This window comes from Streptomyces sp. SUK 48 (assembly GCF_009650765.1).
Lineage (GTDB): Bacteria > Actinomycetota > Actinomycetes > Streptomycetales > Streptomycetaceae > Streptomyces.
On the sequence record NZ_CP045740.1, the window covers coordinates 5,160,131 to 5,172,964 of the forward strand.

Sequence of the window (12,834 nt, forward strand, 5' to 3'; positions counted from 1 at the left end):
GTACGGCCTCCATCGCCCGTGCCCGGCAGGCGGCGCGGGACGCCCGTACCGACCAGGGCGCGGCCACGGCCGCCGAGGGCAAGAACACCGCCGAGCGCGGCGAGCCCGGCAAGACCACCGGCACCGGCAAGCCGCAGGTCCCGGGCGCCCGGACGCCCGAGCAGCCGGCCGAGAGCACCCAGGTGCTGCGCCGCATCACGCCGCCCCGGGAGCCCCAGAACTCCGCGAAGGGCTCCGGCCCGACGGACAAGCCCGGACGGCCCGGCCAGCCCGGCAAGCCCGATCAGCCCGGCAGGTCCGGCCAGTCCGGCCAGGACGCGCCGGCGCCCGAGACCACCCAGGTGCTCCGCCGCGTCAACGCCCCGCGCAAGGGCGAACCCGGCGGCCCCGCCAAGGCGGGCACGTCCGCCACCGGAGCGAACGCGAGCGGACCCACCGGCCACACGACCGGCTCCCGGCCGGGCGGCCCCCGCGCCGCGGGCACGGCGGCCGCGGCCGCCGCGGGAGCCCTCGGCGCGGCCGGCACCGCGAAAGCGGCGGGTGCCGCCGGCGCCCCCGGTGCCGCGACCACCGCCAACGGCGCCACCTCCGGCCCCCGTACCGGAACCGGCGACGGCCCGACGCCCCCCTCCGCCTCGGACACCCCCACCGGCAACGGCGCGGACGACGGCAAGGGCAAGGGCAAGTCCAAGGCCAAGAAGCCCAAGCGCACCGGCTGGCGGCGCCTCGTGCCGACCTGGAAGACGGTGCTCGGCACCTTCGTCTTCCTGGTGCTCGCCGTCATCGGGCTGTTCCTCGTGGGCTACTCGCTCGTCAACATCCCGCCCGCCAACGCCCTCGCCACCAAGCAGGCGAACGTCTACCTCTACGCCGACGGCTCCCAGATCGCCCGCGACACCCGCGACAGCCAGGTGAACCGGGAGAAGGTCACCCTCGGCGAGATCTCCAAGAACGCCCAGCACGCCGTACTGGCCGCCGAGGACCGCGACTTCTACACCGAGTCCGCCATCGACCCCAAGGCCATGCTCCGCGCCGCCTGGAACACCGCGACCGGCAAGGGCAAGCAGTCCGGCTCCACCATCACCCAGCAGTACGTGAAGAACTACTACCTGGCCCAGGAACAGACGGTCACCCGTAAGGCCAAGGAGTTCTTCATCTCGATCAAGCTCGACCGGAACAAGTCCAAGGACGAGATCCTCGAGGGCTACCTCAACACCAGCTACTTCGGCCGCAACGCCTACGGCATCCAGGCCGCCGCCCAGGCGTACTACGGCCGCGACGCCAAGGACCTCGACCCGGCCCGCGCCGCCTACCTCGCCGCGCTCGTCAACGCGCCCAGCGAGTACGACGTCGTCGCCCACCCGGAGAACAAGTCCGCGGCCGTGGCCCGCTGGAACTACGTCCTGGACGGCATGGTCAAGCAGGGCTGGCTCAGCCAGTCCGAGCGCACCGGGATGAAGTTCCCGATGCCGAAGGAGCAGACGCTCTCCACCGGCATGTCCGGCCAGCGCGGCTACCTCGTGGACGCCGTCAAGCACTACCTGATCGCCCACCACATCCTCGACTCCGACCAGCTCGAGGCCGGCGGCTACCGCATCACGACCACCATCCAGAAGAGCAAGCAGAACGCCTTCGTCAAGGCCGTGAACGACCAGCTGGTCTCCAAGCTGGACAAGAAGAACAACAAGACCGACAGCTACGTCCGCGCGGGCGGCGCCTCCGTCGACCCGAAGACCGGCCAGGTCGTCGCGATGTACGGCGGCATCGACTACGTGAAGCAGTACACCAACGGCGCGACCCGCGGTGACTTCCAGGTCGGCTCCACCTTCAAGCCGTTCGTCTTCACCTCCGCGGTGCAGAACGGGTCCACCACCCAGGACGGCCGCCGCATCACCCCGAACACCCAGTACGACGGCACCAGCGAGCGCCCCGTACAGGGCTGGAGCGGCGGCGCGTACGCCCCGCAGAACGAGGACCAGAAGTCGTACGGCCAGATCACCGTCACCAAGGCCACCGACCTGTCGGTGAACGCGGTGTACGCGCAGATGGCCGTCGACGTCGGCCCGAGCAAGGTCAAGCAGACCGCCATCGACCTGGGCATCCCCGCCGACACCCCGGACCTCCAGCCCTACCCGTCCATCGCGCTCGGCCCCGCCACCGCCAGCGTCCTGGACATGGCCGAGGGCTACGCCACGCTCGCCAACCACGGCAAGCACGGCACGTACACCATGGTCAAGAAGATCACCCGCAACGGCACCGACGAGATCAAGCTGCCCGACAGCAACGTCGAGCAGGCCGTCAGCCGCGCCGCCGCCGACACCACCACCGCCATGCTGAAGAGCGTGGTCCAGGGCGGCACCGCCACCGCGGCGCAGGCCGCGGGCCGCGCGGCGGCCGGCAAGACCGGCACCGCCGAGAACGACACCGCCGCCTGGTTCGCCGGCTACACCCCCGACCTCGCCACGGTGGTCTCCGTGATGGGCCAGGACCCGGTGACGGCCAAGCACATGCCGCTGTACGGCGCGCTCGGCCAGGCCCGGATGAACGGTGGCGGCCCGCCCACCCAGATCTGGGCCCAGTACACGCACGACGCCCTGAAGAACACCCCGGCCTCGTCCTTCGACCTCCAGCTCCAGGAGGGCGCGGACCAGCCGCAGCCGCCCGGCCCCGGCGACCCCAGCGCCTCCGCCGGCACGGACGGCGGCGCCACCGGTGGCACCACCGAGCCCGGCGGCACCCCGAGCGACACCCCCACCGACGGCAACGCCACCGGCACCCCGACCGACGGCGGTGCGGCGACCGGCGGTGAGACCGACGGCGGCGCCGCCGCGGGTGGCGCCGCGGCCGGCGGCACCGACCCGTCCACCGCGGGCGCCGCGGGCGGCGACCCCAACGGCGGAGCCGGAGCGGCCGGCGGCCAGGGCGGTGGCGGCGGAACACCGGCGGACGGCGGCGGCGGTGCCGCCGCGGGCGGCGGCACCGGCACCATCACCGGGACCGGCCCCGGCGGCCCCGGCACCTGAGCCGCACGTCAGCCGCTGGTCGCCTTCAGCCCCACCACGGCGACCAGCAGCAGACACACGAAGAAGATCCGGGCGGCGGTGACCGGCTCACCGAGCACCACCATGCCGAGCACCGCCGCCCCGGCCGCGCCGATACCGACCCACACCCCGTAGGCGGTACCGATCGGCAGGGACCGGGCCGCGTACGACAGCAGCACCATGCTGGCGACGATCCCGGCACCGGTGAGCACACTGGGCACCGGCCGGGTGAAACCCTCGCTGTACTTCATCCCGATCGACCAGCCCACTTCCAGCAGACCGGCCACGACCAGCAAAAACCAGGCCACGACGGCACCTCCGAGACGTACGACGTTTCTCTTGCGGTGCGTCGTCTTTGCCTGCATCCCGGTACGGCGCGTCTCGTCGGGCTCGCTCTCGAACCTAGCAAAACCACGAGGAGGGGGGCTGGTGACCATGGTCACCAGCCCCCCTCCTCGCGCATGGGCCTTGCTTACGGGGCCGCTACGGCCTCACAGATAGAGCCCGGTCGAATCCTCCGAGCCCTCGAACCGGTCCGCGGCCACGGCGTGCAGATCGCGCTCGCGCATGAGCACGTACGCCACACCCCGCACCTCGACCTCGGCCCGGTCCTCCGGATCGAACAGGACGCGGTCCCCGGGCTCCACGGTCCGTACGTTCTGACCGACCGCGACCACCTCGGCCCAGGCCAGCCGGCGTCCGACCGCCGCGGTGGCGGGAATCAGGATGCCGCCCCCCGACCGCCGCTCGCCCTCACCGGTCTCCTGCTTGACCAGCACCCGGTCGTGCAGCATCCGGATGGGCAGCTTGTCGTGCTGCGGGGTGCTCTGCTCGTGTCTCTTGGCGCTCACGCCTCGAACCTACCTGTCTTCCACCCGCCCGTGGCCCCTGGGTGGCCGCCGCACGTACCCGGCACCCGCCGGGTCAGCGCCCGCGCCGCCGGGACAGGGCGACCAGGCCCACCACCCCGGCGACCACGAGCGCGGCCGGCACGACCCGCTCCGCGCGCAGCCGCCCGTACTCGTCCGTGAACTGCGCCCTGACCTCGCTCACCACCCGGTTGACCTGCACATACGCACGCCCCACCGTGTGGTCGATATTGGCCGCGGCCTTGGCCTTCGCATCCCCGACGATCGTCTTCGGGTGCACCCGCACCCCGATCTCGTCGAGCGTCTCGGCCAGCACTTCGCGGCGGCGCCTGATGTCCGCCTCGATCTGCGCCGGGGTTCTGGTGTCCGCCGTGTCCGCCACCGTACGGCCTCCGAAGTCTGCCGAAATCTGCTGTCCTGTTCCGGACAGTCTGTCAGCTCCGGCCCGCGCCGCACCGCAAGGGGCCCCGGTTACGCTGGTCCGATGAGCGAGCGACTCCAGCCGGGGGACGTGGCCCCCGCCTTCACCCTCCCGGACGCCGACGGTAACGAGGTCTCCCTCGCGGGCCACCAGGGCCGCAAGGTCATCGTGTACTTCTACCCCGCGGCGCTTACCCCGGGATGCACCAAGCAGGCATGCGACTTCACCGACAACCTCGACCTGCTGGCCGGCGCCGGCTACGACGTCATCGGCATCTCCCCGGACACCCCGGAGAAGCTGGCCAAGTTCCGCGACAAGGAGTCCCTCAAGGTCACCCTCGTCGCCGACCCCGACAAGAAGACCGCCGAGTCCTACGCCGCCTTCGGCGAGAAGAAGAACTACGGCAAGACCTACCTGGGCATCATCCGCTCCACGTTCGTCGTCGACGAGGACGGCACGATCTCCCACGCCTTCTACAACGTCCGCGCGACCGGCCACGTAGCCAAGATCATCAAGGACCTGGGCATCTGACCCGATCCGTTCCACCCCCCCTCTCCGACGGCGGCCCGCACCAGCTCCTCCTGGCGCGGGCCGCTTTCCTGTCCCCCGTGACCGTCCGCCAGCCGGTTCGTTGATCCATGCGAACGGCGAACACCTGCCCGTACCGGAGGGGGACTCGATGGGGGCCAGCGCGTACACCAGGGAGCGGCTGCGGGAGGCGGCCGGCGGCGCACGGACGCTGTCGGAGGCGCTGGAGAGGCTGGGGGTGGATCCGAGGAGTTCGACGAGGCGGTACCTCCTGGGACGGATGAAGAAACTCGGCGTGGACGTCTCCCACTTCGAGCGGGAGGGGGCGAAGTGGACGAAGGAACTGCTCGAGGAAGCCGTGGCCGCCTCCACGAACATGTGCGAGGTACTGCGCCATCTCGGTCTGGAGGTCGTCGGCGGCCATCACACGCACATCAGCCGCAGGATCAAGGCGTACGGGATCGACACCACGCACTTCCGGATGCCGGCGCAGCGACGGAGGGCGTCGCCCGCCCGCACGCCGCAGGCCCTGCTCGCCGAGCAGCCCGCCGGCCGGGCCCGACGCGTCCCGGGGGACCGGCTCAAGCGCGCGATGAAGACCCTGGGCGTGCCGGAACGCTGCGCCCGCTGTGGCACGGACCCGGTCTGGCGGGGCCGGCCGCTGCCGCTGGAGGTCGACCACATCGACGGCGACTGGCGGAACAACCGCATCGAGAACCTCCGGTTCCTCTGCCCCAACTGCCATTCGGTCACGGACAATTACCGGGGCCGGGGCAAGGGGCGGCACACGCGGCCCACAGCCCCGTGAGCGGCGGCGTGCGGTACACGCGAGAGCGACTGGCCGAGGCCGCCGCACAGTGCGCGAGCCTGGACGAGGTGATCGCCTTCTTCGGCACCCGGCCGTACGTCAATGTGCGCCGCCACCTCGCCCGGCGATTCGCCCACTTCGGCATCGACATCTCGCACTTCGACGACCGGGGCCTCCTGAACCGGCGCAAGGGCCGCCCTGCGGCCCGGGAACTGCACGCGGCGGTGGCCGAGTCGATCTCCATCGCCGGGACGCTGCGCCGCCTTCAGCGCCCGGACACCGGCGTACAGCGCGCGCTGCTGCGGCGGTGGATCGCCGAAGCGGGCGTCTCCACCGCGCACTTCCTGGGACAGGCACACCACAGAGGCAGGACCGGCACAGCGCGGGCGAAGCGTCCCGAGGAGATCCTGGTCAAGCACGACGGCCGGCGCCGGACGCGCACCCGCCTGCTGCGTCGCGCGCTGCGTGAGGTGGGCGTACCGGAGCGGTGCACCGAGTGCGGCATCGGTTCCGAATGGCTCGGAGATCCCCTGACGCTGGAGGTCGACCACATCGACGGAGACTGGTCCGACGACCGGCGGGAGAACCTGCGGCTGCTGTGCCCCAACTGCCACGCAGCGACCAGCACCTGGTGCAGAGGGGGCGGACGCCGAACGGCGTAGCACAGTAGAGTGGGGCGCGGTCCACGCGCCCGTACGCCAACGGCCGAGCGGCGATCTTTAGGTGGTCGTGTTTGTCGGTTCGAATCCGACCGGGCGCACCCGCAGAAGCGGCCCCGCACCTTCGTTTCCAAGGTGCGGGGCCGCTCCGTCGATTCAGCCGAGCAACTCCCGCACCACCGGCACCAGCGCCCGGAACGCCTTGCCGCGGTGGCTGATGGCGTTCTTCTCGTCGGCGGTCAGTTCGGCGCAGGTGCGGGTGTCGCCGTCGGGCTGGAGGATCGGGTCGTAGCCGAAGCCGTTCGTGCCGGCGGGCGCGTGCCGCAGGGTGCCGCGGAGCTGGCCCTCGACCACGCGTTCCGTGCCGTCCGGCAGGGCCAGGGCGGCGGCGCAGGCGAAGTGGGCCGCGCGGTGTTCCTCGGCGATGTCGCCGATCTGGGCGAGGAGCAGGTCGAGGTTGGCCTGGTCGTCGCCGTGCCGGCCGGCCCAGCGGGCGGAGAAGATGCCGGGGGCGCCGTTCATGACGTCCACGCACAGGCCGGAGTCGTCGGCGACCGCGGGCAGCCCGGTGGCCTGTGCCAGGGCGTGTGCCTTGAGCAGGGCGTTCTCGGCGAAGGTGACGCCGGTCTCCTTGACGTCGGGGATCTCGGGGTAGGCGTCGGCGCCGACCAGCTCGTGGGGGAGCCCGGCGTCGGCCAGGATGGCCCTCAGCTCGGTGATCTTTCCGGCGTTACGGGTGGCGAGGATCAGGCGGGTCATGCCGCACAGTATTCCTCGCCGTCGGCGGGTGCCGGTGCGGGCCCTCGGCCGGTCGGTACCGGCGCCGCCTCACAGCTCCGTCTGCCCGCCGCCCTTCAGCGTCCGCAGGTCGAACACCTGGGCCATCGTGGCGAAGCCGAGGTCGCTGGGGTGCAGATGGTCGCCCGAGTCGTAGTCGGGGCGCAGGCGGCGGGGGTCGTAGGGGTCGCGGAGCGCCTTGTCGAAGTCGGCGACGGCGTCGTACACCCGGCCCGCGCGGATCTGCGCGTTGATCTGCTGCCGTACGGCTTCCCGGGCGGGGGTCCAGCCCCGGTGGCCCTGGAACGGCATCAGGGTCGCCCCGACGACCTTCAGGCCGCGCGCGTGGGCCTCGCGGACCAGGGTGCGCAGTCCGGTGAGGATGTGGTCGGGGCCGTCGAGGCGGGGGTTGCGCAGGATGTCGTTGATGCCGAGGTCGATGACGACGACCTTGACGTCGGTGCGGGAGAGCGCGTCGCGCCCGAAGCGGTTCAGTCCGCTCTGGTTCTCCGCGGGGCGGCCGAGCCCGTCGGCGAGGACCTGGTTGCTGCTGATGCCCTCGTTGACGACGCTGTAGCGCGGCAGTCGCCGGCCGTCCGCGAGGGCGGAGCGCAGCCGGTGGCCGAGGACGTCGGGCCAGCGGCGGTTGGCGCCGACGGTGGAGGTGATGCCGTCGGTGATGGAGTCGCCGAAGACGACGACGGTGCCGTCGGCCTCGTTGCTGAGCACGTCCAGCGCGGTCAGGTACCGCCAGTACGGGGTGCGTTGGGTGTAGGGGGTGCCGGTGGAGTCCTCGGTGCGGTCCCCGGTGGCGACGTACGAGGTCTGCTGCGCGTGCGGGTGGAAGGTGACCGGGCCGGAGGGGGTGGGGGAGTACGTGGTGACGAGGACGTCGGTGTCGTGGGGTATGAGCAGGCGCACGGCGTCGCTGACGACCTGTTCGCCGGCGGGTATGACGACGGAGGTGGCGCCCCCGAAGGTGAGCCGCCGCATGGTGTCCGCGTCGGCCGCGGCGGTGGCGTCGCCCGCGGACAGTGCGAGGGTGGCGTGGGTGATGTCCAGCGGTGTCTGGCCGTAGAGGTTGGACAGCGTGATCCGGGCGCTGGTGCCTCCGGCGTCCGCGTGGACGATGTTGCGCACGGAGTGGCCGGCGAGGCCGGCCGTCTCGGTGCCCGGTTCGCCGCCGACGGGTGCGCTCGCCCAGGAGCCGACCCAGGTGCCGGTGGAGACGGGTGCGGCGGACCCGTGGTGCGGGCGGTCGCCTGCGGCGGTGGTGCCGGCGGTGTGGTCGCCGGCCGCCGCGGTGGCGTAGATGCCGGCGCTGACGGCCACCACCAGTGCGACGAGTGCGCCGATCAGGGCGAGGTACTTGGTGCGGTGCTGTGCGCGGGGAGCCTCGGGGGCTCCGTCGGGGCGCGTGGTCACGCTCGTGCCGTTCTCCTCGGGAGGGGAGTCCCGGGTCTCCTCGGGGAGGGACCTCCGGGCTCCGGTCTTGATGGGTCCATGATGCTTCATGGGCCGGGTCGCACCGTCGGGACCCCGGGCCCAAGTCCCCGCCTGAACAGACGCCGGGAACTCCTGTTCCGTTCCGGGAGTCGGTCAGGAGGGGACAATTGTGCGCGGGATCACCGAACGGGTGGAGCTGATGGAACGTACCGAGACCGGAACTGCCGGACCGGCCGTGTCGTCGTCGTACCGGACGATGACGGCCTTCACGCCGGCCGACGAGGAGCGTCGGCGCGGGGTGCGGCGGATGAAGCTGACCGCGACGGGGCTGCTGCTGTTCGTGGCCGTGGTCTATGTCCTGGCCAAGCTGGCCGGGCACGCGGGCGCGGGGGCGTGGGCCGACTATGTCTCGGCGGCGGCGGAGGCGGGCATGGTGGGCGCGCTGGCGGACTGGTTCGCGGTGACCGCGCTGTTCCGGCATCCCTTGGGGTTGCCGATTCCGCACACCGCGATCATTCCGACGAAGAAGGACCAGCTGGGTGTCTCGCTGGGCGAGTTCGTGGGGGAGAACTTCCTGTCCCAGGACGTCGTACGGCAGCGGTTGCGGGCCGTCGGTGTCGGTGCGCGGCTGGGTGCCTGGCTGGCGGAGCCGGAGCACGCGGACCGGGTGACGGCGGAGCTGGCGACCGCGTTGCGGGGTGCGCTCACGGTGTTGCGGGACTCGGATGTGCAGGCGGTGGTGGGGGAGGCGATCACCCGGCGGGCCGGGGCCCGGGAGATCGCGCCGGGGCTGGGCAAGTTGCTGGAGAGGGTGGTCGCGGACGGTGGTCACAAGCGGGCCGTGGATCTGGTGGTCTCGCGGGCCCATGACTGGCTGGTGCTGCACGGCGACAATGTGATGGGGGCGGTGCAGGGCGGGGCGCCGGGCTGGACGCCGCGGTTCGTGGACCGGAAGGTCGGTGAGCGGGTCTACAAGGAACTGCTGCGGTTCTGCGCGGAGATGCGGGACATGCCGTCTCATCCGGCGCGTGGTGCTCTGGACCGTTTTCTGACCGATTTCGCTTCCGATCTCCAGTCGGACACCGAGACCCGGGCGCGGGTGGAGCGGCTGAAGGGTGAGGTGCTGGGGCGGGGTGAGGTGCAGGATCTGATCGCGTCGGCCTGGACGGCCGTGCGGTCGATGATCGTGGCGGCGGCGGAGGACGAGCGCAGTGAGCTGCGGACGCGGCTGCGGTCGGCGCTGCTGTCGCTGGGCGCGCGGATGGCGAGCGAGCCGAAGATGCAGGAGAAGGTGGACAGCTGGCTGGAGGGTGCGGTGGTGCATGTCGTGACCACGTACCGGGCGGAGATCACCTCGTTGATCACGGACACGGTGGCGGGCTGGGACGCCGAGCACACGACGCGGAAGATCGAGGCGCACATCGGGCGCGATCTGCAGTTCATCCGGATCAATGGCACGGTGGTGGGATCACTGGCGGGGCTGCTGATCTTCACGGTGTCGCGGGCGGTGGGTGGCTGACGGCGGGTCATCCGGCGCCTGGAACGGCGGCGTGAGGGTATCCGTCGTCCTGCCGTCCTCCCGCTTCGGGGGGCGTCCTCGACGAGGAGGAGCCGATGACAGGAGCCGAGAAGGCGTCGCGGGAGGCCGGTGGACTCGGCCGGTCGGGTGACGGTCGGTCGGGTGACGGAGACCGCTCGGCTGACGGGGGCCGGGTCGGTGGCGGCGGCCGGTCGGGTGACGGCGGCCGGACGATCACCACCGACATCCCGGCCCGTCTCGACCGCCTTCCGTGGTCCCGCTGGCACTGGACGATCGTGATCGGTCTCGGCACGGTGTGGATTCTGGACGGCCTGGAGGTCACGGTCGTCGGCAATATCGCCAGCCGTCTGGCCGAACCGGGCAGCGGTCTGTCGATCACGTCCGGGCAGATCACGGGTACGGCCGCCGCGCTGTATGTCGCGGGCGCGTGTGTGGGTGCGCTGTTCTGGGGGCGGCTGACCGACCGTTACGGCCGCAAGAAGCTGTTCATGATCACCCTGGCGGTGTATCTGGTGGCGACGGCCCTGACCGCGGTCTCCTGGGAAGCCTGGTGGTTCTTCCTGTTCCGCTTCCTGACCGGTTTCGGTATCGGCGGTGAGTACGCGGCGATCAACTCGGCGATCGACGAGCTGATCCCGGCCCACTACCGCGGCCGTGTGGACCTGATCATCAACGGGAGTTTCTGGCTGGGCGCGGTGGGCGGTTCGCTGCTGTCGATCGTGGCGCTGAACACCAGCCTGCTGGCGATGGACGTGGGCTGGCGGCTGACGTTCGCGCTGGGCACGGTGCTGGCGCTGGTGATCCTGCTGGTACGGCGGCATGTCCCGGAGAGTCCGCGGTGGCTGCTGATCCACGGCCGGGACGAGGAGGCGGAGGAGATCGTCTCCGGTATCGAGCGGCAGGTGGAGGCGGAGAAGGGCATCCGGCTGCCGGGGACGGACGCGCGCCTGTCCATCCATCAGCGCAAGAGCGTCACCTTCCGGGAGATCGCCCAGACGGTGTTCGGGCGGTACCGCAAGCGTGCGGTGCTCGGTTTCTCTCTCTTCATCGGGCAGGCGTTCCTGTACAACGCGATCACGTTCGGTTTCGGCGCGATCCTGACGAAGTTCTTCGGGGTGCCGACGGACCGTACGGGCTACTACTTCGCGGTCATCGCCGTCGGAAACTTCTGTGGCCCGCTGCTGCTGGGCAAGCTCTTCGACACGGTGGGCCGCCGGGTGATGATCTCCTCGACGTATCTGCTGTCGGGTCTGCTGCTGTTCGGCACGGCGTGGCTGTTCGACCGGGGTGTGCTGACCGCGACGACGCTGACGGCGTGCTGGTGCGCGGTGCTCTTCTTCGCCTCGGCGGGCGCGTCCAGCGCGTATCTGACGGTGTCGGAGATCTTCCCGATGGAGACGCGCGCGATGTCCATCGCCTTCTTCTACGCCCTGGGTACGGCGGCGGGCGGCATCAGTGGCCCGCTGCTCTTCGCGGACCTCACGGGCACGGGCCGGGTCGGTGACACGGTCCTGGCGTTCTCCATCGGGGCGGCGTTGATGTGTGTGGCGGGGCTGGTGGCGGCGGCGCTGGCGGTACGGGCGGAGCGGCGGTCGCTGGAGGACGTGGCGCCGCCGCTCACGGCGGTGGGGCGGGGCGGGGCGGCGTCGGGCCCGGGCGCGGGCACCCAGGGCCCGCCGGCGGTGGGCAGGGCATGAGCCTCGGCCCCTTTGCCGGGGCCGCCCGTGCAAACCCTCTCCGGCCCGTCAGGCCCTGCGGTCGGCGACGGCCCAGGAGGCGAGGGCGACGGCGCCGGCGACGCCGAGGACGGAGGGCCAGGCGCCGACCTTCTTGGCGAGCGGGTGGGAGCCGGCGAAGGCGCCGACGTAGGCGCCGGTCAGCACACCGGCGGCGGTGTTCCCGGCCTTCTCGCGCCACTGCTGCGCGGCCGCGGCACCGGCGACGGCGAGCACGGCGCCGCCGAGCGGCCGCTTCTTCGTCCACCGGGCGACCCCGTATCCGCCGACGAGTCCGCTCGCGGCGACGACAGCGCTGGGAACCTTGGCCATGGATGCCTCCGAATGTCGTATGTCGTACGTCTTGCGCTGTATGGCGCAGAGGATGCCGAGGCTAGCGCGGGGGCGGAGGGGCTGACCTAACCTGAGTCGCGGCTTGTCAACTTTCCGGCTGCGCGCTATATAAATACGCGTAGGGCATCGCACCCAGTACCTTCAGAAGGGAGTGACCCGTGATGCTCATGCGTACCGACCCGTTCCGCGACTTCGACCGACTCGCGCAGCAGGTACTCGGCAGCACGAACCGCCCGTCGGCGATGCCGATGGACGCCTACCGTTCCGGTGACGAATTCCTGGTCCACTTCGACCTCCCCGGCGTCGATCCGGAGACGATCGAACTGGACGTCGAGCGCAACGTCATCAATGTCCGCGCCGAGCGCCGCGGTCCTCTTCCCGAGGACGCTCAGGCGCTGGTCGCGGAGCGGCCGACGGGCACCTTCACCCGTCAGCTCTTCCTCGGCGACACCCTGGACACGGACCGCATCGACGCCTCCTACGAGTCCGGCGTCCTGACCCTGCGCATCCCGGTCGCCGAACGGGCGAAGCCGCGCCGCATCCAGATCACCGGCGGCACCCCCTCCCGCAAGCAGCTCGCCGGCTGACCCACGGGGCGGGGCGGGACCCGCAAGTCCCGCCCCGCCCTGGGCCGTTCGGCCCCTGGAGCTTGCCCACCCGTCCCGATCCACCGGTA

At 71.5% G+C, this 12,834-nt stretch carries 13 protein-coding genes, 1 tRNA gene and 1 riboswitch; of the genes, 8 read left to right on the plus strand and 6 right to left on the minus strand.

Annotated elements, in window-relative coordinates:
• Positions 1-182: 182 nt before the first annotated feature.
• Positions 183-3,023: a transglycosylase domain-containing protein gene (locus GHR20_RS22615; RefSeq protein ID WP_153816097.1), complete on the plus strand. Its 2,841-nt coding sequence runs from the start codon at positions 183-185 to the stop codon at positions 3,021-3,023.
• 8 nt (positions 3,024-3,031) lie between these two features.
• Here the strand turns inward: GHR20_RS22615 and GHR20_RS22620 are convergent, their stop codons facing one another.
• From GHR20_RS22620 to GHR20_RS22630, 3 genes are all read right to left on the minus strand, one after another.
• A complete protein-coding gene (locus GHR20_RS22620; protein ID WP_111584412.1) occupies positions 3,032-3,349 on the minus strand; it encodes a multidrug efflux SMR transporter in 318 nt (105 codons plus the stop codon).
• A gap of 35 nt (positions 3,350-3,384) precedes the next feature.
• Positions 3,385-3,453: riboswitch (guanidine-III (ykkC-III) riboswitch) on the minus strand.
• 79 nt (positions 3,454-3,532) lie between these two features.
• Entirely contained in the window at positions 3,533-3,892 is a 360-nt protein-coding gene (locus tag GHR20_RS22625; protein WP_037651486.1) for a co-chaperone GroES, read from the minus strand.
• A gap of 73 nt (positions 3,893-3,965) precedes the next feature.
• Entirely contained in the window at positions 3,966-4,292 is a 327-nt protein-coding gene (locus GHR20_RS22630; RefSeq protein WP_148024660.1) for a DUF3618 domain-containing protein, read from the minus strand.
• Positions 4,293-4,394: 102 nt separating this feature from the next.
• On the opposite strand from GHR20_RS22630, the gene bcp reads away from it, so the two are divergent.
• From bcp to GHR20_RS22650, 4 genes are all read left to right on the plus strand, one after another.
• Entirely contained in the window at positions 4,395-4,862 is a 468-nt protein-coding gene (gene bcp / locus GHR20_RS22635) for a thioredoxin-dependent thiol peroxidase (RefSeq protein WP_111584414.1), read from the plus strand.
• A 148-nt stretch (positions 4,863-5,010) separates the two neighbouring features.
• Positions 5,011-5,667, plus strand: a complete 657-nt coding sequence (locus GHR20_RS22640) for an HNH endonuclease (protein WP_153814204.1) — start codon at positions 5,011-5,013, stop codon at positions 5,665-5,667.
• Positions 5,668-5,675: 8 nt separating this feature from the next.
• Positions 5,676-6,329, plus strand: a complete 654-nt coding sequence (locus GHR20_RS22645) for an HNH endonuclease signature motif containing protein (protein ID WP_243878111.1) — start codon at positions 5,676-5,678, stop codon at positions 6,327-6,329.
• Positions 6,330-6,354: 25 nt separating this feature from the next.
• Positions 6,355-6,427 (plus strand) — tRNA-Leu (locus GHR20_RS22650).
• A 55-nt stretch (positions 6,428-6,482) separates the two neighbouring features.
• Here the strand turns inward: GHR20_RS22650 and rdgB are convergent.
• On the minus strand, positions 6,483-7,085 hold the full coding sequence (gene rdgB / locus GHR20_RS22655) for an RdgB/HAM1 family non-canonical purine NTP pyrophosphatase (protein ID WP_148024663.1): 603 nt from the start codon (positions 7,083-7,085) through the stop codon (positions 6,483-6,485).
• A 69-nt stretch (positions 7,086-7,154) separates the two neighbouring features.
• Complete coding sequence (locus GHR20_RS22660) at positions 7,155-8,459, minus strand: SGNH/GDSL hydrolase family protein (RefSeq protein ID WP_243878391.1); 1,305 nt, start codon at positions 8,457-8,459, stop codon at positions 7,155-7,157.
• Between the two features lie 289 nt (positions 8,460-8,748).
• Here GHR20_RS22660 and GHR20_RS22665 point away from each other — a divergent pair, with 289 nt between their 5' ends.
• Positions 8,749-10,068 carry a DUF445 domain-containing protein gene (locus tag GHR20_RS22665; RefSeq protein WP_194858962.1) on the plus strand — a complete coding sequence of 440 codons (1,320 nt, stop codon included), beginning with the start codon at positions 8,749-8,751 and terminating at the stop codon, positions 10,066-10,068.
• 95 nt (positions 10,069-10,163) lie between these two features.
• Positions 10,164-11,786 (plus strand): MFS transporter, encoded by a 1,623-nt coding sequence (locus tag GHR20_RS22670; RefSeq protein WP_243878112.1) that lies wholly within the window; start codon positions 10,164-10,166, stop codon positions 11,784-11,786.
• 48 nt (positions 11,787-11,834) lie between these two features.
• Here GHR20_RS22670 and GHR20_RS22675 read toward each other — a convergent pair whose 3' ends face one another.
• Entirely contained in the window at positions 11,835-12,137 is a 303-nt protein-coding gene (locus GHR20_RS22675; RefSeq protein ID WP_153814208.1) for a hypothetical protein, read from the minus strand.
• Positions 12,138-12,319: 182 nt separating this feature from the next.
• Between GHR20_RS22675 and GHR20_RS22680 the strand changes: the two genes are divergently transcribed.
• Positions 12,320-12,745 (plus strand): Hsp20/alpha crystallin family protein, encoded by a 426-nt coding sequence (locus GHR20_RS22680; RefSeq protein WP_194858963.1) that lies wholly within the window; start codon positions 12,320-12,322, stop codon positions 12,743-12,745.
• The last annotated feature ends 89 nt before the right edge of the window (positions 12,746-12,834 follow it).

What these genes read in the sequence shown, in the direction of transcription:
- bcp (WP_111584414.1), top strand. Translation starts at nt 4,395, where the DNA reads ATGAGCGAGCGACTCCAGCCGGGGGACGTGGCCCCCGCCTTCACCCTC.
- GHR20_RS22640 (WP_153814204.1), top strand. Translation starts at nt 5,011, where the DNA reads ATGGGGGCCAGCGCGTACACCAGGGAGCGGCTGCGGGAGGCGGCCGGC.
- rdgB (WP_148024663.1), bottom strand. Translation starts at nt 7,085, where the DNA reads ATGACCCGCCTGATCCTCGCCACCCGTAACGCCGGAAAGATCACCGAG.
- GHR20_RS22665 (WP_194858962.1), top strand. Translation starts at nt 8,749, where the DNA reads ATGGAACGTACCGAGACCGGAACTGCCGGACCGGCCGTGTCGTCGTCG.
- GHR20_RS22670 (WP_243878112.1), top strand. Translation starts at nt 10,164, where the DNA reads ATGACAGGAGCCGAGAAGGCGTCGCGGGAGGCCGGTGGACTCGGCCGG.
- GHR20_RS22675 (WP_153814208.1), bottom strand. Translation starts at nt 12,137, where the DNA reads ATGGCCAAGGTTCCCAGCGCTGTCGTCGCCGCGAGCGGACTCGTCGGC.
- GHR20_RS22680 (WP_194858963.1), top strand. Translation starts at nt 12,320, where the DNA reads ATGCTCATGCGTACCGACCCGTTCCGCGACTTCGACCGACTCGCGCAG.